Source organism: Actinokineospora sp. HUAS TT18 (assembly GCF_051364635.1).
In the GTDB taxonomy this organism is placed as follows: domain Bacteria; phylum Actinomycetota; class Actinomycetes; order Mycobacteriales; family Pseudonocardiaceae; genus Actinokineospora.
Genome location: NZ_CP195645.1, coordinates 2335152 through 2360593 on the forward strand (window position 1 = coordinate 2335152; position 25442 = coordinate 2360593).

The 25442-nt window shown below is 69.6% G+C and carries 20 protein-coding genes and 1 tRNA gene; 11 read left to right on the plus strand and 10 right to left on the minus strand.

Annotated elements, in window-relative coordinates:
* The first annotated feature begins 40 nt into the window (after positions 1-40).
* Both ACSHT8_RS10340 and ACSHT8_RS10345 read left to right on the plus strand, forming a co-directional pair.
* Positions 41-736, plus strand: coding sequence for a response regulator transcription factor (locus ACSHT8_RS10340; RefSeq protein WP_436500045.1), 696 nt, complete (start codon positions 41-43; stop codon positions 734-736).
* Complete coding sequence (locus ACSHT8_RS10345; protein ID WP_436500047.1) at positions 720-2618, plus strand: ATP-binding protein; 1899 nt, start codon at positions 720-722, stop codon at positions 2616-2618. The genes ACSHT8_RS10340 and ACSHT8_RS10345 overlap by 17 nt, the downstream gene beginning before the upstream one ends.
* Here ACSHT8_RS10345 and ACSHT8_RS10350 read toward each other — a convergent pair.
* Positions 2581-3195: a class F sortase gene (locus ACSHT8_RS10350; RefSeq protein WP_436500050.1), complete on the minus strand. Its 615-nt coding sequence runs from the start codon at positions 3193-3195 to the stop codon at positions 2581-2583. The genes ACSHT8_RS10345 and ACSHT8_RS10350 overlap by 38 nt on opposite strands.
* A 2-nt stretch (positions 3196-3197) precedes the next feature.
* Complete coding sequence (locus ACSHT8_RS10355) at positions 3198-3524, minus strand: hypothetical protein (protein ID WP_436500052.1); 327 nt, start codon at positions 3522-3524, stop codon at positions 3198-3200.
* 196 nt (positions 3525-3720) lie between these two features.
* Here ACSHT8_RS10355 and ACSHT8_RS10360 point away from each other — a divergent pair, with 196 nt between their 5' ends.
* From ACSHT8_RS10360 to ACSHT8_RS10370, 3 genes are all read left to right on the plus strand, one after another.
* Positions 3721-4668, plus strand: coding sequence for an LCP family protein (locus tag ACSHT8_RS10360; RefSeq protein WP_436500054.1), 948 nt, complete (start codon positions 3721-3723; stop codon positions 4666-4668).
* Positions 4669-4755: 87 nt separating this feature from the next.
* On the plus strand, positions 4756-5091 hold the full coding sequence (locus ACSHT8_RS10365; RefSeq protein WP_436500056.1) for a hypothetical protein: 336 nt from the start codon (positions 4756-4758) through the stop codon (positions 5089-5091).
* Between the two features lie 144 nt (positions 5092-5235).
* Positions 5236-6087, plus strand: coding sequence for an SGNH/GDSL hydrolase family protein (locus ACSHT8_RS10370; protein WP_436500058.1), 852 nt, complete (start codon positions 5236-5238; stop codon positions 6085-6087).
* A 201-nt stretch (positions 6088-6288) separates the two neighbouring features.
* On the opposite strand, the gene polA is transcribed toward ACSHT8_RS10370, so the two are convergent.
* A complete protein-coding gene (gene polA, locus ACSHT8_RS10375) occupies positions 6289-8943 on the minus strand; it encodes a DNA polymerase I (RefSeq protein ID WP_436502033.1) in 2655 nt (884 codons plus the stop codon).
* Positions 8944-9179: 236 nt separating this feature from the next.
* Between polA and ACSHT8_RS10380 the strand changes: the two genes are divergently transcribed.
* Positions 9180-9611 (plus strand): hotdog fold thioesterase, encoded by a 432-nt coding sequence (locus ACSHT8_RS10380; RefSeq protein WP_436500060.1) that lies wholly within the window; start codon positions 9180-9182, stop codon positions 9609-9611.
* Between the two features lie 64 nt (positions 9612-9675).
* On the opposite strand, the gene ACSHT8_RS10385 is transcribed toward ACSHT8_RS10380, so the two are convergent.
* The 5 genes from ACSHT8_RS10385 to ACSHT8_RS10405 all read right to left on the minus strand — a co-directional run bounded on the left by ACSHT8_RS10385 (position 9676) and on the right by ACSHT8_RS10405 (position 15342).
* Positions 9676-10389, minus strand: coding sequence for an ABC transporter ATP-binding protein (locus ACSHT8_RS10385; protein WP_436500061.1), 714 nt, complete (start codon positions 10387-10389; stop codon positions 9676-9678).
* A complete protein-coding gene (locus tag ACSHT8_RS10390; protein WP_436500063.1) occupies positions 10386-11279 on the minus strand; it encodes an ABC transporter ATP-binding protein in 894 nt (297 codons plus the stop codon). Before ACSHT8_RS10390 ends, ACSHT8_RS10385 begins: the two co-directional genes overlap by 4 nt.
* The gene (locus ACSHT8_RS10395; RefSeq protein WP_436500065.1) at positions 11276-13108 is read right to left on the minus strand and encodes a branched-chain amino acid ABC transporter permease; all 1833 of its coding nucleotides are present in this window, start codon (positions 13106-13108) and stop codon (positions 11276-11278) included. The genes ACSHT8_RS10390 and ACSHT8_RS10395 overlap by 4 nt, the downstream gene beginning before the upstream one ends.
* Positions 13105-14034, minus strand: a complete 930-nt coding sequence (locus tag ACSHT8_RS10400) for a branched-chain amino acid ABC transporter permease (RefSeq protein WP_436500067.1) — start codon at positions 14032-14034, stop codon at positions 13105-13107. Before ACSHT8_RS10400 ends, ACSHT8_RS10395 begins: the two co-directional genes overlap by 4 nt.
* 81 nt (positions 14035-14115) lie before the next feature.
* Positions 14116-15342: a branched-chain amino acid ABC transporter substrate-binding protein gene (locus tag ACSHT8_RS10405; RefSeq protein WP_436500069.1), complete on the minus strand. Its 1227-nt coding sequence runs from the start codon at positions 15340-15342 to the stop codon at positions 14116-14118.
* A gap of 228 nt (positions 15343-15570) precedes the next feature.
* Between ACSHT8_RS10405 and ACSHT8_RS10410 the strand changes: the two genes are divergently transcribed.
* A complete protein-coding gene (locus ACSHT8_RS10410) occupies positions 15571-17475 on the plus strand; it encodes a fibronectin type III domain-containing protein (RefSeq protein ID WP_436500071.1) in 1905 nt (634 codons plus the stop codon).
* Here ACSHT8_RS10410 and ACSHT8_RS10415 read toward each other — a convergent pair.
* On the minus strand, positions 17472-18074 hold the full coding sequence (locus ACSHT8_RS10415; RefSeq protein ID WP_436500073.1) for an ANTAR domain-containing response regulator: 603 nt from the start codon (positions 18072-18074) through the stop codon (positions 17472-17474). The genes ACSHT8_RS10410 and ACSHT8_RS10415 overlap by 4 nt on opposite strands.
* 154 nt (positions 18075-18228) lie before the next feature.
* Between ACSHT8_RS10415 and ACSHT8_RS10420 the strand changes: the two genes are divergently transcribed.
* Both ACSHT8_RS10420 and ACSHT8_RS10425 read left to right on the plus strand, forming a co-directional pair.
* Positions 18229-18302, plus strand: a tRNA-Leu gene (locus ACSHT8_RS10420).
* Positions 18303-19089: 787 nt separating this feature from the next.
* Positions 19090-20736 carry a glutamate--tRNA ligase gene (locus ACSHT8_RS10425; protein ID WP_436500075.1) on the plus strand — a complete coding sequence of 549 codons (1647 nt, stop codon included), beginning with the start codon at positions 19090-19092 and terminating at the stop codon, positions 20734-20736.
* A gap of 204 nt (positions 20737-20940) precedes the next feature.
* On the opposite strand, the gene ACSHT8_RS10430 is transcribed toward ACSHT8_RS10425, so the two are convergent.
* Complete coding sequence (locus tag ACSHT8_RS10430; protein ID WP_436500077.1) at positions 20941-21309, minus strand: YciI family protein; 369 nt, start codon at positions 21307-21309, stop codon at positions 20941-20943.
* Positions 21310-21556: 247 nt separating this feature from the next.
* Here ACSHT8_RS10430 and ACSHT8_RS10435 point away from each other — a divergent pair, with 247 nt between their 5' ends.
* Both ACSHT8_RS10435 and ACSHT8_RS10440 read left to right on the plus strand, forming a co-directional pair.
* Positions 21557-23947: an HAD-IC family P-type ATPase gene (locus ACSHT8_RS10435; RefSeq protein ID WP_436500079.1), complete on the plus strand. Its 2391-nt coding sequence runs from the start codon at positions 21557-21559 to the stop codon at positions 23945-23947.
* Positions 23948-24164: 217 nt separating this feature from the next.
* A complete protein-coding gene (locus ACSHT8_RS10440; RefSeq protein WP_436500081.1) occupies positions 24165-25430 on the plus strand; it encodes an MFS transporter in 1266 nt (421 codons plus the stop codon).
* Positions 25431-25442: the final 12 nt, after the last annotated feature.

A 25442-nucleotide genomic window follows, 5' to 3' on the forward strand; every position in this document is an offset into this window, starting at 1 on the left:
ACGTGCCGGACATACTCGCTGGCAGGGAGGTGTCCGCGGTTTGTGCGCGCACGTGTTGGTGGCCGACGACGACGTCAAGCAGGCCGAGCTGATCCGCCGCTACCTGGAGCGCGAGGGGCACCAGGTCGCGGTGGTGCACGACGGCCGGGCCGCGCTGGAGGACGCCCGCGCGCTGCGTCCAGACCTACTGCTGCTCGACGTGATGATGCCGCGGGTCGACGGCCTCGACGTGTGCCGCGTGCTGCGCGCGGAGGGCAACCAGGTGCCGGTGCTGATGCTGACCGCGCGGTCCACCGAGGACGACCTGCTCCTCGGCCTCGACCTCGGCGCCGACGACTACCTGACCAAGCCGTACAGCCCGCGTGAGCTGATGGCCAGGGTCCGCACGCTGCTGCGCCGGGTCACCCGCACCGAGGCCGCCCAGGAGCGGCCGCTGGTGGTGGGTGACCTGGTGGTCGACCCGATCCGCCACGAGCTGACCGTCGCGGGCCGCCGGATCGAGTGCACGCCGTCGGAGTTCCAGATCATGCTGGTGCTGGCGGGCCAGCCCGACCGGGTGTTCACCCGCAGACAGTTGCTGGAGCAGGCGCACGGGGTGGACGGGTTCATCACCGAGCGGACGATCGACGTGCGGGTGATGAACCTGCGCAAGAAGCTGGAGCCCGATCCGCGCAAACCGGTCTACCTGACGACCGTCTACGGAGTGGGGTACCGGCTCTGTGGCCGCACGGGTTGAGTTCCGCCGCCGCCTGCTGGTCCGCCTGCTGGCGGGCTCGGTCCTGATCGCGGCGTGCGCGATCGCGGCGACGGCGTGGCTGGCGGCGCGGTCGACGTCGGGGGCGATCCGGGCCGAGCAGGGGTCGGCGCTGGCCACCGACGCGAAGATCTACGACACGCTGCTCGGCTACGCCGCCACCCACGCGAACTGGGACGGGGTCGGCCAGCTCGTGGCCGACCTGGCTCGGGACACCGGGCGGGTGATCGTGCTGACCACCAGCGCGCGGGCGCCGATCGCGCAGTCGGCCAACGCGACGCTGCCGCAGACCGCCTCCGCCGTGGTCGACCCGCTGGCCGTCGACCCGGCGCTGGTGCCAAACGCGCCGTCGCACCGGATCGACCCACGCGCGGTCGGGCCGTTCGCGCTCACTCAGGAGGAACGCGCGGAGCTGCGGGAGCGCGCGGAGAAGACCGCGTCGTGCCTGCGTGAGCGCACCGGCTACACGATCACCGTGGACGAGCTGCCGACCGGTCGCTCGGTCGTGCGCTCCCAGCCGTCGGACGACCTGTACGGCATCAAGTTCTGCGGGCTGAGCGGCCTGGACGCGCTGACACCCACCGAGCAGACCTCGCTGAACGCGCTCAACGACGCGGTCAACGCCTGTGTGACCGCCGCGAACGGCCAGCCGGTGATGCTGCGCGTCGACATGTCCTGGCTGACCGACACCGTGGCGGCCGTCCCGACGACTGCCCGCCCGGGCCAGCCACCGGTCGCGAGCACCCCGGCGACCAAGCCGGGGCTCCCCGCGCCCGCGCCCGGGGCGCCGTCGAGCACCGTGACCGTGTCCCCGATGCCGAAGAGCGCGGCGAACGACATGGTCACGGCCTGTATGGACAAGAGCAGGCGGGCGATGGTGCTGCCCTACACCAGCCCCGCCGCCCTGCTGTTCATCACCGACCCTGCAGGCGAGACCGCGGCGCCGACGGGCCTGTCGCGGGCGAGCGCGCTGCGGATCGCGGCGGTGGCCGCGGCGATCCTGCTGCTCGCGGTCGGGGTGACGGTGCTGCTGGCGACCCGGCTGACCCGGCCGATCCGCGCGCTCACCGAGGCCGCGCAGCGGATGCGCGACGGCGACAGCTCGGCCAGGGTCACGGTCAAGTCGAAGGACGAGATAGGCCAGCTGGCCTCGGTGTTCAACGAGCTGTCGGCGCACAGAGAGGCGTTGGAGCGCCAGCGCAAGGACATGGTCAGCGACGTGTCCCACGAACTGCGGGCGCCGCTGGGCAACATCCGGGGCTGGCTGGAGGCCGCGCAGGACGGGGTGGCCGAGACCGACCCGGCGTTCATCGCGTCGCTGTTGGAGGAAAGTGTTGTCCTGCAACGGTTGATCGACGACCTGCAGGATCTGGCGCTCGCCGACGCGGGCAAGCTGCGGCTGCACCCGAGGACGGTCGACGTCGCCGACCTGATCGACCAGGTCGCCACCACGCACCGCGCTCAGTCCGCTGTGGACATCCGGGTCGAGGTCGGGCCGGTGCCCGAGATCGTCGCCGACCCGGTGCGGCTGCGGCAGGTCCTGGGCAACCTGGTCGGCAACGCGGTGCGCTACGGCGGGCCGGACGGGCGGGTCACCATCCGGGCCGCCCAGCGCGGCGACCACGTGGTCATCGAGGTCGCCGACACCGGGCCGGGCATCGCGCCGGACGACCTGCCGCAGGTGTTCGACCGGTTCTGGCGTGCGGAGAAGTCGCGCAGCAGGCAGACCGGCGGCAGCGGCCTCGGCCTGGCCGTGGTGCGAAACCTGGTCGAACTGCACGACGGCACCGTCAGCGTGGCGAGCACGCTGGGCGTGGGCACGACGTTCACGATCCGGCTGCGTCAGACAGGACCGCGTAGATGATGGTGTTGTCGCGGTAGCTCTTCGCGGCGTGGTCGAACGTGCCACCGCAGGTGATCAGCCGCAGTTCCGGGCGGGTCGTGTCGCCGTAGACCTCGTCGGTCGGGAAGTCCGCCTTCGGGACTTGGCGCACGCGCTCGATGACGAAGGTCAGCGCGCGGCCGTCCTCGCGGGTGACCAGGACCTTGTCGCCGGGCCGGAGTTCGCGCAGCCGGAAGAAGATTCCCGGCTTGCCGTGCCCGTCGACGTGGCCGAGGACCACCGCTGGGCCGATCTCGCCGGGCGCCGGGCCGTTGCGGTACCAGCCCGCCTGCATGCGCTGGTCGAGCGGCGGGACCTCGACGGTCCGGTCCGGGTTGAGCCCCAGTTCGGTGAGGGTGGACGTGGCGCCGATGCGCGGAATGTCGATCCTGGCGGGCTTCGACTGGGCCTGCGTCGTGGTTGTGGTCGGTCCGCTGGTCACCGGGGTGGGCGGCGGCGCGGTCTCCCCCGTCGCCGCGGCCTGGCACCCGGAGAGTGCGCAGACCAGCAGGGCGGCCGCCACGACGCGGCGGCCGCCCTGCCTGCCGTGCGCGCGCACGGTCAGTTCGTCACCCGGCGACGCCGCAGCGCGAGCATCCCGCCCGCGCCGACGGTCGCCGCACCGGCCGCGCCGACGACCCACAGCGCCACGCCGGAGGTGTCCTCGGGGCCGCCACCGGTCTCCGGGGCGCCCTTCGGCAACTCGCGGACCTGCGGGGCGGGCGCCTTCGGCTTGGTGGCCGCGGTCGACGGCGGCCCGGGCGCGGGCGTGGGCGAGACGGTGACGGTGGAGCTCGGCTGCTGGTCGGCCGACGCCATGGGCGTCGCGATGACCAGCGCTGCCGCCGCCAGCGCCGCACCGGTGCCGAGTGTGCGGACGAGGTTCATGGTTGCTCACATTCCCTGCGGGGCCGGGAAGTCCCGGCTCTTGATCGCTTACGAGACTCACTGTGTCGGGCGGTTGTGATGAACCTGTGTGACCGCTGTGACCAACCTGTACGGCGCTGGAGTCCGATGAGGACACTCATCGGTTCGTCACATTCGGCTGACAGGTTCACCACACCGGGCGGGCACCGTCACTGGTATGAAGCGACTGTTCGCGCTGGTGGCCGTGGCCGCGGTCCTCGCCGTCGGCGGTGTCGCGGCCGCGGCGTACTTCCGGCTCCAGGGCAACCTGACCACGGTCGACCTGAACTCGGCCATCGGCGTCGACCGCCCGCCGCCGCTGCCGCCGCTGGCCGCGGGCACGCCGCTGACGGTGCTGCTCATCGGCTCTGACACCCGCCAGGGCGAGAACGGCCGCTACGGCCCGGAGGACAGCGGCGCCCGGTCGGACACGACGATGCTGGTCCGGCTGTCGGCCGACCGGAAGCGCGCCACCGTGGTCAGCATCCCGCGCGACCTCATGGTGCCCAGGCCGGACTGCGGCCGGGGCGCCGTCGGCAGCGCCATGTTCAACAGCGCCTTCGCCGTCGGCGGCGCGGCCTGCACGGTGCGGACGGTCGAATCCCTCACCGGCCTGCGCGTCGACCACTTCGTGCAACTCGACTTCACCGGCTTCGCGAGTCTGATCGACGCGGTCGGCGGCGTCGATGTCACCATCGACGCCCCTATCGATGACGACCGCAGCGGCCTTCACCTGGCCGCGGGCACCCACCACCTCGACGGCGCGACGGCCCTGGCCTTCGTCCGCACCCGCCACGGCGTCGGCGACGGCGGCGACCTCGGCCGGATCAACCTGCAACAGCAGTTCCTCCGCGCTGTCGCGACCACGTTGGCCCCGCGCGACCTGCTGTCGGATCCGACCCAGGCTTACCGGATCGCCGACATCGCCACGAAGTCGATCGTCACCGACACCGGCCTCGGTTCACTGACCGCTCTGGCCGCGCTCGCCCACGACCTGCGCGCCCTGACGGCCGACACGATCGAGCTCATCACCGTCCCCACCACCCCGCACCCGGCCAACGCCAACCGCCTGGCGCTGCGTCCCGACGCGGCTGACCTGTGGCAACGGCTGCGCACGGACCCGTGACCCGCCTGGGTGACGCGTCCGGTACCAAGTGGACGGACCATGGGCGGGCCACGACGATTGGGGCACTCGACGTATAAGGAGTTCCGCATGAGCGCCCCCACCACCCACCGCCCCGCCGAGCACCACCGCCACACCCACGGCCCCGGCTGCGGCCACGAGTCCGTCGTCCACGCCGACCACGTCGACTACCTCCACGACGGCCACCTGCACCACGAACACCTGGACGAGAACGGCGTCCACTACGACGAGTGCACCAAGTGCGCCTGCGGCAACTGCACGGACTCCTGCGCGGTCTGCGACTGTTCCGACTGCACGTGCCCGACCTGCAACCACGCCCAGTGCCAGTGCGACGGCTGCTCCGACACCTGCGGGAACTGCACCTGCGCGGACTGCTCGTGCCCGACCTGCACCCACGCCGCCTGATTTGTCACCGGGAACAAGGCCGCGCCCGGTTTGTTGTCCGCCCGGCACTCGCTTGGCTTCCGAGTCTTGACACCGACGTGTGACTGGCGCCACGCTCCGAGTCAAGTTACCCGGAAGTAGCCCCTGCGATACACCGGAGTGCCCATGAAGCGTCGCATCGCGCTGGCCGCCGCCCTGGCCGCGACATCCCTGCTGGTCACGGCCGCCCCGTCACAGGCGGCGGACCCGGTGAACTACGTCGCCCTGGGCGATTCCTACAGCGCCGGGTCCGGCGTGTTGCCATTGGATCCGTCGATCACGCCGTTGTGTGCACGCACCACCCGCAACTATCCGAACGTGATCGCCGCGGCCACGGGCGCCCAGTTGACGGACATGACCTGCGGTGGCGCACAGACGAAGGACTTCACGGCAGCGCAGTACCCGTTCGTCACCCAGCCCCAGTTCAACGCTCTGAGCGCGGAGACTGACCTGGTCACGCTGACGATCGGCGGGAACGACGCGAGCATCTTCATCAGCGCGATCGCGGCCTGCGGGTCGGCTGGTGTGGTGACGCTTGGGTTTGGGAGTCCGTGTAAGACGATCTACGGGAACTACTTCGACAATCAGATCGACCAGACCGTGTATCCGGCGGTGTTGCAGGCGCTGCGGGACCTGCGGGCTAAGGCGCCTAACGCGAGGGTCGCGATCCTTGGGTACCCGTGGATCCTCCCGGCGACGGATGGTTGCTTCCTGCTGATGCCGATCGCGAAGGGGGACGTGCCTTATCTGCGGAACCTTCAGGCACATCTGAACCAGGTGATCGCCACTGCCGCAGGGCAGACCGGGGTGACTTTCGTGGACCTGGCGGCGGCTTCGGAGGGCCACGACGCTTGCAAGCCCATTGGGACCCGATGGGTGGAACCGGCACTGTGGGGCACCAACTTCGTTCCGGTCCACCCGAACGCCCTGGGTGAGGCAAAGATGGCCCAACACGCAATGACCAAACTGGGCCTGTAAACAGGTCCCCGCACTTCCCCCTGCACCCTCGTCCTGGCAATCCCTTAGCCGGATTGACGAGGGAGCGCCCGCTTGGTGGCACTCCTTGAGCTTGCTCATACGTCAGCTCTGCGCCAGCAGAATGCTCTGCAATCAGTTGAGACTGGGTCAGTAGTGGGTTTCGTGGCGTTGCCTGCCGGCGGGTTTACTATGAATGCACCGTTAGTGTGCTGCTTCGTTCCATGACTTGCCGAAGCCGACTGATACGTCCAGAGGTACCCGCAACTGGTATGCATTGCCCATTTGGGTGCGGACCAGTGTTTCTACCGGCTCCCGTTCACCCTTTGCTACATCCAATACCAGTTCGTCGTGTACCTGCAGGAGCATTCGGCTCTTCAGGTCCGAGTTCTTCAGTTCTTGCTGTACGCCGAGCATCGCTACCTTGATGATGTCTGCGGCGCTGCCCTGAATTGGGGCGTTCAGTGCCATTCGCTCTGCCATTTCGCGGCGTTGGCGGTTGTCGCTGGTCAAGTCGGGGAGGTAGCGGCGGCGGCCGAAGATCGTCTCGGTGTAGCCGTCCTTGCGGGCCTGGGCGACGATCTCCTGGAGGTAATCGCGGACTCCGCCGAAGCCCGCGAAGTAGTCGTCCATCAGGCCGCGGGCCTCTTCCGTGGAGATCCTCAGCTGCTGCGACAACCCATACGCCGACAACCCGTAGGCCAAGCCATAGTTCATCGCCTTGATCTTGGCGCGTTGTTCGCCGGTGACGTCCGACGGTTCCACCCCGAAGACCTTCGCCGCGGTGGCGGCGTGGAAGTCGTGGCCGGAGTTGAAGGCGGCGATCAGGGCCTCGTCTTCCGACAGGTGGGCCATGATGCGCATTTCGATCTGGCTGTAGTCGGCCGTCAGCAGGTCTTCGCAGTCCGGGCCGACGATGAAGGCGTCACGGATTGTGCGGCCTGCCTCGGTGCGGATCGGGATGTTCTGCAGGTTCGGCTCGGTCGACGACAGCCTGCCCGTGGCCGCGATGGTCTGGTTGAAGGTGGTGTGGATGCGGCCGTCATCCGAGACCGACTTGAGGAGGCCCTCGACGGTGATCTTCAGGCGCATCGCGTCGCGGTGTTCCAACAAGTGCTGCAGGAACGGGTGTTCTGTCTGGGCGTAGAGGGTGGTGAGGGCCTCTGCGTCCGTGGTGTAGCCGGTCTTGGTCTTCTTGGTCTTCGGCATGGCCAGTTCGTCGAACAGGACGACCTGGAGTTGCTTGGGCGAGCCCAGGTTGATCTCTTTGCCGATGACGTCGAAGGCGGCTCGCTCCGCGTCGCGGACGCGGGTGGCGAAGTGGGACTCCAGGGTGGTCAGCTTCTCGGTGTCCACCGCGATGCCGACGGCCTCCAGTTCCGCGAGGACCTGGAGCAGGGGCAGTTCCATCTCCCCCAGCAGCGAGTACTGGCCCGCGTCGCGGAGGGCGGTGTCCAACGCGTCGGCCAGTTCCGCGATCGCGCGGGCGCGGAGGATCTCGCCCGCCGCGAGCTTGCGTTCGTCGTCGCCCTCTTCGTCCAGCAGGGACAGCTGCTGTTCGCCGTCGCCGTCCTCCACGCGGAGTTCGCGCTTCAGGTAGCGCAGCACAAGGTCGTCGAGGCTGAAGGTGCGCTGGCCGGGGCGGACGAGGTAGGCCGCAAGGGCGGTGTCCGTCGCCAGGCCCTCCAGGGTCCAGCCGCGGTGACGCAGGGCGTGGAGGGCGCGCTTGACGTCGTGGGCGAGTTTGGGGACGTCCGGGTCGGCGAGCCAGTCGCGGAAGGCGCGTTCGTCGTTCTCGTCGAGGGTGGTGACGTCGACGTAGACGCCCTGGCCGGCGGCGTCGCACAGGGCCACCGAACGCAGCTCGACGGCCTGGCCGGAGACGCCCGTGGCGACGTCGCGGAAGGACAGGCCGATGCGGGTGCCCTTGGGCGCGTGCTTGGCCAGCCAGGCGGGCAGGGCGCCCGCCTCAAGGGCGCCGCCGCTGACCTCGAAGCCTTCCTCGGCCTCGGGCTCGGCGCTCTGCAGGGTGGCGAACAGGCGGTCGCGCAGGACGCGGAACTCCAGTTCGTCGAACAGGCGGTGGACCGCGTCGCGGTCCCAGGCGCGGACGGCGAGGTCGTCGGGAGCCAGTTCCAGCGGCACGTCGCGGACCAGCTCGGTCAGCTGGCGGTTGAGCATCACGCTGGACAGGTTCTGCCGCAGCGAGTCGCCGATCTTGCCCTTGACCTCGTCGACCCGGTCGATCAGCTCGTTGAGCGAGCCGAACTGCTGGATCCACTTGGTGATCGTCTTCTCGCCGACGCCGGGAACCTTCGGCAGGTTGTCGCTCGGGTCGCCGCGCAGGGCGGCGAAGTCGGGGTACTGGGTGGGTGTCACGCCGTACTTGGCCAGCACCGCGTCCGGGGTGAACCGCGCCAGCTCCGACACGCCCTTGACCGGGTACAGCACCGTCACCTTGTCGTTGACCAACTGCAGCGCGTCGCGGTCGCCGGTACAGATCGCGACCTCGTAGCCGTCGGCGACCGCCTGCGTGGTGAGCGTGGCGATCAGGTCGTCGGCCTCGTAGTTGTCCTTCGACAGCGTCGGGATGCACAGCGCCGACAGGACCTCCTCGATGAGGCTGACCTGGCCCTTGAACTCGTCCGGGCTGGTGCTGCGGTTCGCCTTGTACTCGGCGTAGGTCTCGCTGCGGAAGGTCTTGCGGGAGACGTCGAAGCACACGGCCAGGTGCGTCGGGGCCTCGTCGCGCAGCAGGTTGATCAGCATCGACGTGAAGCCGTACACCGCGTTGGTGTGCTGGCCGGTGCCGGTGGAGAAGTTCTCCTTCGGCAGCGCGAAGAAGGCCCGGTACGCCATCGAGTGGCCATCGATCAGCAGCAATCGACGGCGGTCGGTGGTGGCGGCGGGCTTGGTCCGGGTTTCGGTCTGCGCGGGCACCCGGCGAGTCTAGGCTGAGCCACCGACAGCCTCGCCCAGAGTGGGGGTCAGTCGACCAAGCGTCACCCAACGGAGGTCCCTATGAGCGAGCTTGCGAGTGAATCATCGACACAGTGCCTTCGCGAGTGGAGCCACCGACCTTGGGAGGTGGCCGCGTGAGCACCATCGACCCGTCGAAGATTCCTGGCCTGCGTCCCGAGGTGGCCGACCAGCTGCTCGCCGACAAGCTCGGCATCGAGGTCACCGACTGGGACCCGAAGCGCGTGGTCGCCACGATGCCGGTCAAGGGCAACCTCCAGCCCTACGGCCTGCTCCACGGCGGCGCGAACGCCGTGCTCGCCGAGACCCTCGGCTCGATCGCCGCCGCGCTCAACGCGCCGGAGGGCAAGCTGGTCGTCGGCCTGGAGCTCTCCTGCACCCACCACCGCGCCGCCCGCTCCGGCCTGGTCACCGCCGTCTGCACCCCGCAGCACATCGGCCGCTCGACGTCGACCTTCGAGATCGTGATCACCGAGGAGTCCGGCAAGCGCACCTGCACCGCCCGCCTCACCTGTGTGGCGCTCGACCGCGCCCCCGGCGACAAGTAGGACCCGGGAAGCAGCGAGGGCCGCACCCCGTCCGGGATGCGGCCCTCGCTACTTCAGTGAAACCTCAGTCCTCGCCCAAGTAGGCGGCGCGGACGCGGGTGTCGGCCAGCAGGTCGTGACCCGGGCCTTCCAGCGTCGTACGGCCGAGGTCGACCACATACCCGCGGTCGGACAGCGCCAGCGCCGCCAGCGCGTTCTGCTCGACCAGCAGGATCGTCGTGCCCTGGGACTGCAGCTCCGAGATGGTGTCGAAGATGCGCTGGGTCATGATCGGCGACAGGCCCATGGAGGGCTCGTCGAGCATGAGCAGCCGCGGCTTGGACATCATGGCCCGGCCGATGGCGAGCATCTGCTGCTCGCCGCCGGAGAACAGGCCCGCCTTCTGGTTGCGGCGCTCGCCCAGGACCGGGAACAGGTCGTAGACCCGCTGCATGTCCTGCGCGACCCCGTTGTCCTTTCGGACGTAGGCGCCGAGCTGCAGGTTCTCCTCGACCGTCATCCGGCCGAACAGCCTGCGGCCCTCCGGGCAGTGCGACACGCCCCGTTCCAGGATCTCGTGCGCGGCCGCGTCGGCGATCGACTTCCCCTCGAACAGGATGTCGCCCGACTTGGGCCGGAGCAGACCCGAGATGGTGCGCAGCGTGGTCGTCTTGCCCGCGCCGTTGCTGCCGATGAGGCTGACGATCTGCCCCTCTTCGACGGAGAACGTCACGTCCCGGACGGCTTCGATCGCGCCGTAGGCGACGCTGAGGTTGCGTACCTCGAGCAGTGCGGTCACTGCTGTCCTCCCTCTTCGCGGCGGATCGGCTCCATCACCTGGGTGCGTTCGGCGACGGTGTCGATCACCGATGTCCGTTCGGCCGCGGTCTCGTCGGCGTAGCCCTGCACCTCGGCCTGGACCTCCTCCGGCGGCTTGCCCAGGTAGGCCTCGATGACCCGCGGGTCGCCGCGGACCACCTCGGGGGCGCCCTCGACGAGCAGCTGCCCCTGCACGAGAACCGACACGTGGTCGCACAGCGAGAAGATGAACTTCGTGTCGTGCTCGATGACCACCACGGCGATGCCGAGCTCGCGGATCGCGAAGATCAGCTGGCGGGCCGCCTCGGTCTCCTGCGGGTTCATGCCCGCGGTGGGCTCGTCGAGCAGGAGCACCGCCGGGTCGGTGGCCAGCGCGCGGGCGATCTCGAGCCGCCGCTGGTCGCCGTAGGGCAGGTTGCGCGCGAGCTCGTCGTCCAAACCGGACAGTCCGACGAAGTCGAGCAGCTCCAGACCGCGCTCGCGGGCGGCGGCCTCGCCCTTCTTGAAGGCGGGGCCGTGGAACAGCGAGGCGATCGGGCCCTGCTTCATCCGCGCGTGCCGTCCCACCAGGACGTTCTCCAGCGCGGTCATGCTGGGGAACAGCCGGATGTTCTGGAACGTGCGCGCCACCCCGGCGACGGTGACCTGGGCCGGGTCGCTGGGCAGCGTGCGCCCCTTGAGCCGGACCGAGCCGCGGGTCGGGGTGTAGAGGCCGGTGAGGCAGTTGAAGAACGTCGTCTTCCCGGCGCCGTTGGGGCCGATCAGCCCGAGGATCTGGCCCTCGTGCAGCTGGATCGACACGTCCTTGAGCGCGGTCAAACCGCCGAACACCATCGTGACGTCGGTTGCGGACAACACCGGAGCCGTCATCGGGCCACCTCCGCTTTCGCGCCACCCGGGGTGTCGTCGGGGACGTTGAGTTCCTCGATGGGCACGCCTTCGGCGCCCTCGTTCGCCAACTCGGCTCGACGGTGCCGGTCGGGCACCAGGCCTTGCGGACGGAAGCGCATGATCAGCACCAGCGCGAGGCCGAACAGGATCAGTCGCAGGTCGGAGAACTCACGCAGCTTCTCCGGCAGCACCAGCAGCAGCGAGGCGCCGAGCACGGCACCCGGGATGGATCCCATGCCGCCGAGGATGACCGCCGCCAGCAGCGTCACCGACTCGATGAACTGGAAGCTGTCGTAGGCCACCGTCGAGGTCTTGTGGGCGAACACCGCGCCCGCCAGACCCGCCAGCGTGGCGCCGATCAGGAACGCGAGGATCTTCGCCTGGCCGGTCTTGATGCCCATGGCGCGCGCGGCGTCCTCATCCTCGCGGATGGCGATCCACGCGCGGCCGATCCGCGAGTTCTTCAGGTTCGCGAACACGACCATGACCAGCGCGACGAGCACGATGATCAGCACGTAGTACAGGACACCGGACGGCAGTTCCAGCGAGCCGATGGTGAGCGGCTGGTCGAACGACGCCCCGAACCAGTTGATCGGCGGCACGCCCGGGATGGCGTTGGCGCCGCCGGTCAGCCCGCCGATGTCGTTCTGGGCGGCCTTCTTGAAGATCTCACCGAAGGCCAGCGTCACGATCGCCAGGTAGTCACCGCGCACGCGCAGCGTCGGCGAGCCGACGATGGCGCCGAAGATGCCCGCCACGACAGCGGCGATGATCGCCGCGACGATGAACGGCAGCTCGATGCCCGCCTTGGCCGCGACCGCGCCGGAGAAGTTCGCCGCGACGAACGCGCCGATGCCCAGGAACGCGACATAACCGAGGTCGAGCAGGCCCGCGAGGCCGACGACGATGTTCAGGCCGATCGCGGTCGCGGCGTAGACGCCGATGTTGGCCGCGGTCGTCATCCAGTAGTCGGTGCCCGCCTCGGTGAAGGGCAGCGCCAGCGCCACGAGCAGCAGCACGACGATGCTGAACACCTTGTGGTTGTCCGACAGCCGCGAGATCCAGCCGGTGACGCCGAACCCGTGCAGCGCGCCGAGCGCACCGGCGAGGAACGCCAGCAGCGACAGGAAGATCGGACCCGCGTACGGGTTGCCCACACCACCCTGGCCGCCCGCGTTGAGCACCATGGCCACGACCAACAGCAGGCCCACGAAGGAGGCCAGCAGCACGGCGTAGGCCAGCAGCGGGTTGACCTTCGCGTTCAGGTGCGGGATCGGCTCGAGGTTGTCCCCCGCCTTGGCGCCCAACACGAGGACGAGACCGCCGACGAGCGCCACGAAACCGCCGAAGGCGAACGTCGAGCCGTCGGAGGTGACCGCCCCGACGCCGCCGCCCTCGATGATGATGAACAGCAGGTTGACGATCGCGATGCCGATGATGCCCGCGCCGAGCATCTTCTGGACGCGCTTGCGCGGGCCGGGCACGAACAGCATGACCAGGGCCACCGCGCCCAGCAGGAGCAGGTGCAGGCGGAAGCCGCTCACCGCGAACGGCGAGTCGAAGAACTGCAGGGTCGCCTTGTCCGGATACGGCCCCTCGTTGAGGACGAACGTGGCCCACGGCATGAGCGAGGAGATGATCGTCAGCACGGAACCGGCGATGGCCAACGGCTTCCACAGGGCCGAGCGCGGCACCACATAAGCCGAGGCCCTGCGCCACACGAAGACCCAGAGTGCGATGGCGGCGATGGCACCGATGGCGATCGCGCCATTCTCGGCCAGCCAGCCCCATCCAGGAGGAATGTTCACGCGCGCACCCTTTCCGGCTCACCGAACAGGCCCTGCGGCCGGAAGACCAGTACGAGGATCAGGATCACGAAGATCCAGACCAGGTCGTACGCGTTGCCGCCAGGCAGATACTGTCCGGACAGCGTCTTGACCAGACCGATGGCGAACCCGCCGATGACCGCGCCCTTGATCGAACCGACGCCGCCGAGCACCGCCGCGGTGAACGCGAAGATGCCGTAGAGGAATCCGACCTCGGTGTCGACGTTGGTGATCTGGATGCCGTACAGGACACCCGCGATACCGGCCAGTGCCGCGCCGATGACGAACGTCAGCACGATGGTCCGGTTCGGGTTCACGCCCATGAGGCGGGCGGTGTCCGGGTCCTGCGCGGTGGCGCGCATCGCGCGGCCCATCCGCGACTTGGTGATGTAGGTCTGCAGGATGACCGCGCCGACGATCGAGACGGCCACCAGCAGGATCGCCGTGGCACCGATCGTCACCTCACCGTCGCCGATCTTGAAGCTGAACGTGTGGTTGACGAAGACACGGGGGAAGGGGACCGCGGCGGTCGCGCCCGGGTACCAGAGGCGAACCGCTTCCTTGAGGATGACCGAGACACCCAGTGCGGTGATCAGCGGTGCCAGGCGCGGCGCGTTGCGCAGCGGCCGGTAGGCGAACCGTTCCATGACCACCGCGAGCACCACGGCGACGAGCGCGCCACCGAGAGCCATGAGTGGCAGCGCGAGCCACCAGTCACTCTGCCAACTCGGCGGAATGAAATAGGTATAGGTGGCGAGCGAGGCGAACCCGCCCACCATGAAGACCTCGCCGTGGGCGAAGTTGATCAACTGGATGATGCCGTACACCATCGTGTAGCCCAGCGCGATGAGCGCGATCAAACCGCCCAGCACGAGGCCGTTAATGAGCTGCTGTAGCAGCGTGGCCACGTCTACCTCCAAAAGCGGCGGGGGCAAGCAATTTCGCCTACCCCCGCCACATCCGACTTTATTGGGACCAGAACTGCGCTATCAGCCGCCGAAGGTTCCGGTCTCGTCGGCCACCCACTTGCCGCCCGACACCTTGTAGACGGTCAGCAGCTTGTTGGTGCTGTCGCCGTACTCGTCGAACTTGATGTCACCGGTCGCGCCCTGAGCCGAGTAGGACTGGACGTTCTTGATCAGGTCAGCGCGCTTCGCGTCGCTCCACTCGCCGCCTTCGACGGCCTTGGCGAGCGAACCGATGATCGCGTTGGTGGCGTCGTAGGAGAACGCACCGTAGGCGCTGAAGTCGTCCTTGAAGCCCTTGGCCTTGTACGCGTCGACGAACGCCTTCGCGCTGGGCAGGGTGTCGGTGGGGGCGCCGACCGACGTGGCCAGGTCGCCTTCCTTACCACCGAGGTCGATGAACTTCTGGTCGTAGATGCCGTCGCCGCCCATGACCGGGACGTTCAGACCGGCGTCCTTGGCCTGCTTCGACAGCGGGCCCGCCTGCGGGTACTCGCCGCCGTAGTAGATGGCGTCGGGGTTGAAGCCCTTCACCGTGGCGATGACGCCCGCGAAGTCGGTGTCCTTCTCGCCGACCTTCTGCTGGGTGACGATCTTGGCGCCGTCCTTCTCGGCCTGCTTCTTGAACTCCGCCGCGAGGCCCTCACCGTAGGTCTTGCCGTCGGTGATGATCGCGATGGACTTCTTGCCCGCCTTGCCGACCAGGTACTTGGCCGCGAACGGGCCCTGCAGGTCGTCAGTGGCGCAGACGCGGAAGTACGTCTCGAACGCGCGCTTGGGCGCGGTGCCGTAGTCGGCGCCGCGGGTCAGCGACGGGTTGGTGTTGGCGGGCGAGATCTGAACGATGTTCTTGCCCTTGAGAATCGGCTGCACGCTCTGCGCGACCGAGGAGTTCAGCGTTCCCACGACGCCGACCACGTTCGCGTTCGAGGAGAGCCGGGTCGCGGCCTGCGCGCCGACCTGGGCCGTGGCCTGGTCGTCCTCGGTCTGCACAGCGAGCTTGTAGCCCTTGACGGCGCACTTCTCGTTGGCCTGGTCGGCCGCGAGCTGCGCGGAGTTCTTGATGCCGAGGCCAAGCGCGGACAGACCACCGGACTGCGGCGCGATGACGCCGATGACCAGGGTGCCCTTGCTCTGGTCGCAGCTCTGGTTGCCCCCGCCTGCACCCGACTCGGTCTTGTTCGTGCCACAGGCTGCGAGCAACAACGCGCCAGCGACCAGCACACCGGCCTTCACCGTCTGGTTTCGCACGTGATGTCCCTTCTCCGCTTCCGTCCGACGATGCCGGTACAGCATGCCGAACCTAGCCCTCATACCGTTGGAGGGTTGGGGCGGAAAGTAGTGACCTGACGAGGTGTAGTCACGCGCCTAGGCTGCTCGTGACCAGACTGCAACGAAAGTGTGTGGTGACGTTCGCCCCGATTTGACCTGTTCCTGAGGGTGGTCGAGGTACCCGGCAACTGGCAATACGCTGCAGAGGTGCCGAGCCGCAAGCAGGTACTCAGCTGGGTGGGCGCCGTCGCCCTCGTCGGGGGCGCGGTGCTTATTCTGCGTACTCCGAGTGACGAATCCGAGGCCGAACGGCCGCCACCGACGTCGTCGGCACCGATCTTCCGGGTGACGAAGTACGCCGCGGACACGGTGCTGCTCCCCGAGCACGGCCGGGCGCCCGACCGGCCATCCGACCTCCGCGCCGTCGCGGGGCCGGGGCGGCTGCGGGTTTCGTGGACCGGCGGCAAGGCCGCCGGGTTCGAGGTGCGGTGGGTGGACGGCGACCGGCCGCGCACCCGCCTGGTCGCCACCCCGGACGTGCAACTCGACGGCCTCGCCGACGGGACGGAGTACCGGATCGAGGTCCGCGCGGTCGACGAGTTCGGCCAGCGCTCGACCCCCGCCACCGTGTCGGCGCGACCCGGCCGCGACGACGACTGGCGTGCCGGCCTGACCGGGCTGCTCGACGAGTTCACCGACGACAGCACCGTGCTGGCCGACGTGCCTGGGTCGCGGTGGCACCTGTCGGGCTACCGCGGCTGCGTCGACATCGGCGCCCGCGGCCCGGCCGAGTCCGGGCTCGCCATCGACCTCGGCTGCGGCGCCGACGAGGCGGTGCTGCGCGCCCGCCAGCCGCTGCGCCTGGTCGACGGCGACGAATCGGCCCGATTCGCGGTAGTGACCGACGCCGCCGGTCCCGGGGGCAGGCTCACGCTCGACCTGGTGCCCGGCCCGGCCGACCGGATCGGCGCCGCGCGCTCGGCACCGCACCCCGGCGAAGACCCGACCCTGCCCGACGGCGCGATCCGGGTGATCTTCGACGACGCGGGCGCCAGGGTGAACACCGGCGCCGGGCTGGACTCGCTGACCGCGACCGACCAGCCCGCCCCGATCCCACCGCGCGGCGCGGGCGTCCTGCACCTGTTCGAGGTGCGGCTGACCACCCGCGGCGTGTTCGTCTCGCAGGACGGCGCGCTGGTCGCCGTGTCAGGTGCCCTCCCCCGCTGGCGCGAGGCGTCGGCGCTGGTCGGCGTGCGGGGCCCGCAGGGCAGGCGCGCGCGGATCCACCTCGCCGCGGCCGGGTTCACCGGCCCGCCCGCGCCGGTTCCGCAGGTCGTGGAGGTCCCGGTCAACGTGGCGACCCGCCAGGTGCTCACCCCCGATGCCGCCGCGCCGGACTTCGGGATGAACCGCCGCCCGCTGACCAGCGCGCTCGCGGCCCGCGTCGTGGTCACGATGACGACGTCGGGCGGGATGGACCCCACGGCCACGACCATCCAGCTGGGTGATCGACTGCTGCCCGCGACGCAGGCCGTCCCGAGTCGACCGCCCGCGGGGTCGGCGGTGACTGTCATCGCCGACGTGCCGCCCGACCTGCTCGGGTCCGTCGGCCCGCCGACGCTGAGCCCGTTCGTCGTGCGCGCCCCCGGCGCCGGGGCGGGGGCGGTCGTGCAGGAGAGCTACCTGGAGCTGGCGCCCGCGCCGGACTCGGCACCCCAGACCACCACCCAGCCGCGCCGCTCCGACCGCGACCGCCCGGGCCAGGACGCCCTCCCGGTCGTCACGGTCGAGCTCGGCGACTCCGCGGGGACGCCGCTGACCACCCCGACGGTCGCGCCGGAGGGCAGGCTGGTGGTGACCGTGCGGCTCGCGGGCGCCGCCGCCCAGTGGGACACCGGCTCGATCGCGGGCGTGCAGGGATTCCAACTGTGGCTCGACGGCCGCCTCGTCGCGGGCCTGCCGACGTCGATCGGCGGCGCGTCACCCGGTGGCAGCTACACGATCCCGATGGGCCTCAGTGGACTCTCACCGGGCGGGCATGTGCTGGAGACACGGGTGATCGGCGTGGACGGCAGCCAGACGTCGACCCTGGAGAACTTCACCGTCGATTAGGTGATGTTCTCCACGACCGCCTCGGCCACAGCCTTCATCGTGGTGCGCCGATCCATCGCGGTGCGCTGGATCCAGCGGAACGCCTCCGGCTCCGACAGCCCCTGCTTGCTCATCAGCAGCCCCTTGGCCCGCTCGATGACCTTGCGCGTCTCCAGCCGCTCGGTCAGCCCGGCGACCTCGGTCTCCAGCGCCTGCAGCTCCGAGAACCGGCTGACCGCCAACTCGATGGCGGGCACCAGATCATGCTTGGCGAACGGCTTCACCAGATACGCCATCGCGCCCGCGTCGCGCGCCCGCTCGACCAACTCCCGCTGGGAGAAGGCAGTCAACATCACCACCGGCGCGATCCGCTCCCCCGCGATGGTCGTCGCCGCGTCGATGCCATCCATCTTGGGCATCTTGACGTCGAGGATCACCAGGTCGGGCTTGAGCTCCCCGGCCAGCCGCACAGCCTCTTCCCCATCGGCGGCCTCACCGGCGACCTCATATCCCTCTTCCCGCAACATCTCGACCAGATCCAGCCGGATGAGCGCCTCGTCCTCGGCCACCAGCACCCTGCGGGGCACGGGGGCTTGGGCCTCGGTAGCCAGCTCGGTCACCGGGGTCCTCCTTGCTACCAGGAAACGCGGAGCTTGCAGCCTACCGCCGCGTACCGCCCGACCACGTATCCACCGACGTGACGCCTCCTACATCACCCGGACGCGCCACCTCCGCGCGACCGCCGACACTGATCGCGTAGAGTGCTCAGCCGACGCCCCCGTAGCCCAACCGGCAGAGGCAGCGGACTCAAAATCCGTCCAGTGTCAGTTCGACTCTGACCGGGGGCACTCTCCCTGAACACACAAAATCGGCCCCTGACCTGTGGAAACCAGGTCAGGGGCGGATCTCGTTGTGTCCGGTCATGTCCGGCCGTCAGCGGCATCCCTGGCTGTTGTTCCCTATTCGTTCCCGAGTTCTCCCCACCCCATGGCCTGCTCGATTTGAGCATGGGCGGCTCCCCTCCACCCCGGCGATGACCTTGGCATGGATCTGGTGGAGCAGAACTTCGGTCAACGCAACCATTCACGGGTGCTGTGTCTAGGCCATGAACCGAGCGCGCGGCCCCGGATCCCGCCGACGCTGCACTCCACGACGAGACTGTGCAGCAGCTCTGCCTCCTCCGACCGGCCCGCGGGGAGCTGAGGTAGCGAAACAGCATCCGCGAGAGGTTCTCGGTGTGCTCGGCCCTACCGTTGTCGGCGGCGAAGCGGGCGAGGGTGATCAGGTTGGCGATCTCCCCGTCGAGCCAGCCGAGCGCGGCGGGCACCTCGTCGAGGAGCGGCCCGGCCGTCGGTGGCTCCGCCAGGACGGGCCAGTGCGCGCCGTCTGTGGGTGCGTACGCCGTCATCGCGCGCCAGGTCGCGTTGTCCGCAGCGGCGATCGGCGCCGAGCTGGTGGTGCCCTCGGCAGCCCCGTACGCCCGCGCCGTGCCTGAGCCCACTGCTGACCGTGGTGGGCGCGGACGCGCGTACTAGCATGCCCGGGGGCCGTGGGGTAGCGCCGTCACCGCATCCGACCGGGGAGGTGGCGCCCGCGGCGACCCGACCATCCCGCGCATGTGGAGGAATTCCCGAAATGCTCAACCGCGACGAGATCGACGCGCTGTTCCCGGCCGACCTGCCGGCGCCCGAGCACTGGGAGCAGCGCTACCCGCCGCGGGAGCTGGCCGACGGCGCGATGGTGACCCGGTTCTGCCCGAGCCCGACCGGCTTCGCCCACCTGGGCGGGGTGTACGTGGCGATGCTCGACAAGGACCTCGCCGAGCACTCCGACGGCGCCTACTTCATCCGCATCGAGGACACCGACCAGCAGCGGACCGTCGAGGGCGCGACCGCGCAGTTCGACACCGCCTTCGGGTACTTCGGGGTGACCTCGCACGAGAACGACGAGACCGGCGCGTACGGCCCGTACACCCAGTCGGCGCGCGCGGACATCTACCTGACCTACGTGCGCGAGTTCCTGCGTGAGGGCAACGCCTACCTGTGCTTCGCCACCAAGGACGAGCTGACGGCGGCGGCCGAGGAGCAGCGGGCGGCGAAGGTGCCCACCGGGTACTACGGCCGCTGGGCGCTCTGGCGCGACGCGAGCGCCGAGCAGGTCCGCGAGCGGCTCGCGGCGGGCCAGCCCTACGTCGTCCGGTTCCGCTCCCCCGGCGAGACGGGTCGGGTGACCTACACCGACATGGTCCGCGGTGAGCTGGAGGCCGACGCCAACCGCAACGACATCGTCATCCTCAAGAGCTCCGACAGCCCGCTGCGGCTGCCGACCTACCACTTCGCGCACCTGGTGGACGACCACCTGATGCGGGTGACCCACGTCGTGCGCGGCGACGAGTGGATCTCGTCGGTTCCGGTGCACCTGCAGCTGTTCGACGCGGCCGGGTTCGAGCGCATCCCGTACGCGCACATCGCGCCGCTGTTGAAGCTCGACGGCTCCAGCAAGCGCAAGCTGTCCAAGCGCAAGGACCCCGAGGCCTCCGTCGAGTTCTACATCACCGCGGGCTACCCGGCGCCCGCCGTCCTGTACTACCTGCGTGGCCTGATCAACGGCAGGCTGGCGGAGATGCCGCTCGACGAGGCGCTGACCGCGCCGCTGCGGCTCGCCGAGTGCGGCGTGTCGGGCGCGCTGGTCGACCTGGTCAAGCTGGAGGACATCGCCGCGGACTACGTCGCCACCCTGTCCAGCCCGGACGTCCTCGAGCAGGTGCTGGTCTGGGCCGACCAGCACGACGCCGAGCTGGCCGAGGCCGTGCGCGCCGAGCGCGACCTGGCGGTGCGCGCGCTGGACATCGAGCGTGTCGGCGTCGACAACCCGCGCAAGGACCTGCGGAAGTGGTCGGACTTCCTGCCGATCTACGGCTACTTCTTCACCCCGCTGTTCGACCTGGTCACCGACCCGGCCGACAGCCGGTTCGGCGGCCTGGCCCCGGACGCGGTGCGCAAGCTCGCCACCGACCTGCTCGACCGCTACCAGGACCTGACCGACGCCGACGCGTGGTTCGACCAGATCCGCACCACCGCGGCGGAGAACGGCTACGCGGCCAGCGTGAAGGACTACAAGAAGAACCCGGACGCCTACCCCGGCTCGATCCGCGAGGCCTCGCAGGCGATCCGCGTGCTGCTGACCGGCTCGACCCGCAGCCCCGCGCTGCACCTGGTGGCCAACGCCCTCGGCGAGACCGAGACCCGGCGCCGCCTGTCCGCCGTCCTCGACGCGGGCTGATCTGGAAACGCGAGGGAGGGGCGCCACCGGTGGCGGCGCCCCTCCCTCGTTTCCACTCAGGACACTAGACGGTGATCGACCAGGAATTCAGGGTCCCACCGAGGAGGTTCGCCTTGCCCTGGACGCGCAGGCGCCAGGTTCCGTTGGCGGCGACCATACACTTCACAAGCCACCGTTTGTCGACGCGCGAGCGTACCCGCACGGTCAGGCCGTGGGCTCCTCTTGCAGGGCGCGCACCTCGACCTTGCTGCGCAGCGCCCGCGACGCCTGCTTGGTCCACTCGATCGCGACGTCCTCGTTCTCGGCCTCGATGATCCAGAAGCCGCCGAGGTACTCCTCGGCCTCGACGAACGGGCCGGGGGTGAGCACGGGGCTGTCCCCGGAGTAGTCGACCGTGGTCGCGGTCGACGGCGGCTGTAGGCCGCCCGCGGTCACCCACGCGCCCGCTTCCTGCAGGGCGGTGTTGAACGCACCGACCTCGGCCATCAGCTCCTGCAGCACGGCGGGGTCCATGTCCTCCATCGTCGGCTCCTCGGCGGAGTCGTGGGGCAGGCTCAGGAAGTACTTCGTCATTGTCGTCTCCTCCTCGCGGCGGCGGCCGCTCTCTCGGACAACGGCAACGCTATGCGCGGCCGCCGATCACGGCATCAGTCATCGTTACCGGTATCCGACTGGCGTGCACTCGTCAGCCGCCACCGCCGCCTTCGGGATCGAACCGACCCCGACCGACGAAGCACTCCGCGACACGATCGGGAGCGCGCGCACCCGCCGCGAACTGACTCGGACTGCCGGAAACGCGGCACGCCCATACAGTCCGACCATGTCAGCAGAGCAGGCCGTGGCCGCGCCGGAAACCGGACTCACCGCCGCCGAGGTCGCCCAGCGCGTGGCCGACGGCAAGACCAACGATGTGCCGACGAGGGCCGGCCGCAGTGTGTGGGACATCGTCCGGGCCAACGTGTTCACCAGGATCAACGCGATCTTCGGCGTCCTGTTCCTGATCGTCATGTCCACCGGGTACTTCCTGGACGGCCTGTTCGGCGGCCTGATCGTGGCCAACAGCGTCATCGGCGTGATCCAGGAGGTGCGGGCCAAGCGCACCCTGGACCGGCTCGCGATCGTCGGGCAGACCAAACCGAGGGTGCGCCGCGACGGCGTGGTCAGGGAGATCGCACCCAACGAGGTCGTGCTCGACGACGTGATCGAGATCGGCGCGGGCGACCAGATCGTGGTCGACGGCGAACTGCTGCACGGCGAGGCCCTGGAGATCGACGAGTCACTGCTGACGGGCGAGTCAGACCCGGTCGTCGCGGGACCGGGCGACCCGGTGCTGTCCGGCAGTTTCGTCGTCGCGGGCGGCGGGGCCTACCGGGCGACCAAGGTGGGCCGCGAGGCGTACGCGGCCAAGCTGGCCGAGGAGGCCAGCAAGTTCACCCTGGTCGACTCCGAGCTGCGCAACGGCATCAACAAGATCCTCAAGTTCATCACCTACCTGCTGGTCCCGGCAGGCGCCCTGTCGATCTACAACCAGCTCTCCGGCGACCAGGCGCTGCCGGAGGCGCTGCGCGGGATGGTCGCCGCGCTGGTCCCGATGGTCCCTGAGGGCCTCATCCTGATCACCTCGATCGCGTTCGCCGTCGGCGTCACCCGGCTGGGCAAGCGCCAGTGCCTGGTCAACGAGCTGCCCGCGATCGAGGGCCTGGCCAGGGTCGACGTGGTGTGCGCGGACAAGACGGGCACGCTGACGGAGAACGCGATGCGGCTCGCGGAGACCCGCGTGCTCAACGGCGACAAGTCGGTGTCCGAAGCGCTCGCCGCGCTGGCCGCCGCCGAGCCCCGACCGAACGCGAGCCTGCTGGCCATCGCCGAGGCATACCCGGACGACCCTGGCTGGGGCAGCACCGACGTCGTGCCGTTCTCGTCGGCGCGCAAGTGGAGCGGCGTGAGCTTCGCCGACAACGGCGACTGGGTGCTCGGCGCCCCGGATGTCCTGCTCACCGACGACAGCGCCGAACGCGCCGACGCCGAGCGGATCGGGTCGGCGGGCCTGCGGGTGCTGCTGCTGGGCCGGTGCGCGCTGCCGGTGTCGTCGCCGGACGCGCCCGGCGAGGTCACGCCGGTGGCGCTGGTGGTGCTGGAGCAGAAGATCCGCCCGGACGCGAAGTCCACTTTGGAGTACTTCGCCGAGCAGAACGTCACGGTGAAGGTGATCTCCGGCGACAACGCGCTGTCGGTGTCGGCGGTCGCGGGCTCGCTCGGCCTGGCCAACGCGCGCGACGCGGTCGACGCGCGCACGCTGCCCACCGATCCGGACCAACTGGCCGAGACCGTGGCGGCGGGCACCGTGTTCGGGCGGGTCACCCCCGCGCAGAAGCGGGCCATGGTCGGCGGCCTGCAGTCCAAAGGCCACACGGTCGCGATGACCGGCGACGGCGTCAACGACGTACTGGCCCTCAAGGACGCCGACATCGGTGTCGCCATGGGCGCGGGCAGCCCGGCGACGCGCGCGGTGGCGCAGATCGTGTTGCTGGACAACAAGTTCGCGACCCTGCCGCACGTCGTGGCCGAGGGCAGGCGGGTGATCGGCAACATCGAGCGGGTCGCGAACCTGTTCCTCACCAAGACGGTGTACTCGGTGCTGCTGGCGCTGATGGTCGGCATCCCGGGCCTGATCGGCTTCGACGCGCTGCCGTATCCGTTCCTACCCAGGCACGTGACGATCACCGGCTGGTTCACCATCGGCCTGCCCGCGTTCGTGCTGTCCCTCGCCCCCAACAACGAACGCGCGCGCAGCGGGTTCGTCCCGCGCGTCATGCGAATGGCGATCCCGGCGGGCGTGGTGATCGCCGTGGCCTGTTTCGTGTCCTATGTGCTGACGTATCCGGGCGCGGGCGCGAGCCAGACGGAGATCGTGCAGGCGAGCACCACGGCGCTCATCACGGTGATCGCGCTGGCGCTGTGGGTGCTGGCGATCGTGGCGCGGCCGTACACATGGTGGAAGGTGGCGCTGGTCGCGGTCATGGCCTGCGCGTCGGCGCTGATGTTCCTGCTCCCGCTGACGCAGCGGCTGTTCCTGCTCGACCCGAGCAACGGCGCGTACACCGCGGTCGCGGCGGCGTGCGCGGGCGGCGGCGTCGTGCTGATCGAGGCGTCCTGGTGGATCGGCGCCAAGCTGCGCGGCGAGAAGCCCGCGTTCCTGCCGGACAACTAGTCCCAACTTGTCAACACAACTGGTGTGCCCTACTCCCAGGCGGACGCCACTCGGGCCGCTGACCACCGAGGTTATAGCGCCCATCATGTATTGATATGTTCCAGCTCACGCCCTCCGGATGTTACACAGGTCACAGCATCGCGCGCCCCGCACCCTGTCCCCGGAGGGCCGAGACTTGACCGGAGTGTCCCTAGAACCAACCAGCACCACCTCGACCGTGACGCCCCTCTACCGGCGCTGGCGATTAAGGATCTTCGCGATCACCTGGATCGCCTACGCGGGCTTCTACTTCACCCGCCAGACCATGTCCGTGGCCAAAGTGGGCATCCTGCAGGACCCGGAGGTCAACCTCACCCTGACCAAGGCGGTGCTCGGCACGCTCGACGCCGTCTATCTGATCGCGTACGCGCTCGGACAGTTCCTCTGGGGCACGCTGGCCGACCGGTTCGGGCCCCGCGTGGTCGTCCTCGGTGGACTGGCGATGTCGGCCATCGCGGCCACCTTGCTCGGGGTGATCCCGGCGCTCGTGCTCTTCGCCCCGCTGCTGTTCATCCAGGGCCTGGCGCAGTCGACCGGCTGGTCTCCCCTATGCAAGAACGTGGCCCAGTTCTTCACCATCAGCGAGCGTGGCCGCGTCCTCGGGCTGTGGAGCACGAACTACGCGTTCGGCGGTCTGGTCGCGGCCCCGTTCATCGGGTGGATCGCCTACGGCGTGTTCGACTCGTGGCGCGCGGCCTTCCTGGCGGGCGCGGCCGTCGTCGTCCCGGTCCTGGTGCTGTTCGCCGTCCTGCAGCGGAACAAGCCCGCGGACGCGGGGCTGCCACCGGTGGAGGAGTACCGCGGCGAGACGGCGGTGACGGAACGCGCCGCTCCGGCCCGGTCGGTCCGGGAAGCCCTGCTCGCCGCCCTGCGCAACCGGATGGTCCTGAAACTCGGCGTGGCGTACTTCCTGCTCAAGCCCGCCCGCTACGCCATCCTGCTGTGGGGCCCGGTCATCGTCATCGACCGCATCCCCGACGCGAGCGCGCTCAAGGCCATCGTGCTTCCCGTCGCGTTCGGGGCGGCCGGGATCGCCGCCCCCATCCTCATCGGACTGGTGTCCGACAAGTTCTTCGGCGCCCGCCGCGTCCCGCCCGCGGTGCTGAGCCTGCTGCTGCTCGTGGCGGCGCTGGCGATGTTCGTCCCGCTGACCGCGACCGGCAGCGTGCCGATGATGGCGACGATGCTGGCCCTCATCGGCCTGGCCGTCTACGCCGCCGACGCCATGATCTCGTGCGTGTGCGCGGTGGACTTCGGCACCGCCGAGCACGCGGGCGCCTCGGTCGGGTTCGTCAACGGCTGCGGATCGATCGGCGCCGTGCTCGGCGGCCTGCTGCCCGGCCTGCTCAGCACCAACGCCCTGTTCTACGGGTTCGCCGCCGCCGCGCTGCTCGCCGCGCTGCTGCTGGCATCCCAGTGGAAGTCCGTGCCCACCGCTGTCTGACCGGAAAGGACG

Bases quoted from the DNA above. Each gene is read 5' to 3' on its own strand.
- ACSHT8_RS10370 (WP_436500058.1), top strand. From the start codon at position 5,236: ATGAAGCGTCGCATCGCGCTGGCCGCCGCCCTGGCCGCGACATCCCTG.
- ACSHT8_RS10435 (WP_436500079.1), top strand. From the start codon at position 21,557: ATGTCAGCAGAGCAGGCCGTGGCCGCGCCGGAAACCGGACTCACCGCC.
- ACSHT8_RS10365 (WP_436500056.1), top strand. From the start codon at position 4,756: ATGAGCGCCCCCACCACCCACCGCCCCGCCGAGCACCACCGCCACACC.
- ACSHT8_RS10390 (WP_436500063.1), bottom strand. From the start codon at position 11,279: ATGACGGCTCCGGTGTTGTCCGCAACCGACGTCACGATGGTGTTCGGC.
- ACSHT8_RS10430 (WP_436500077.1), bottom strand. From the start codon at position 21,309: ATGACGAAGTACTTCCTGAGCCTGCCCCACGACTCCGCCGAGGAGCCG.
- ACSHT8_RS10425 (WP_436500075.1), top strand. From the start codon at position 19,090: ATGCTCAACCGCGACGAGATCGACGCGCTGTTCCCGGCCGACCTGCCG.
- polA (WP_436502033.1), bottom strand. From the start codon at position 8,943: ATGGCGTACCGGGCCTTCTTCGCGCTGCCGAAGGAGAACTTCTCCACC.
- ACSHT8_RS10355 (WP_436500052.1), bottom strand. From the start codon at position 3,524: ATGAACCTCGTCCGCACACTCGGCACCGGTGCGGCGCTGGCGGCGGCA.
- ACSHT8_RS10360 (WP_436500054.1), top strand. From the start codon at position 3,721: ATGAAGCGACTGTTCGCGCTGGTGGCCGTGGCCGCGGTCCTCGCCGTC.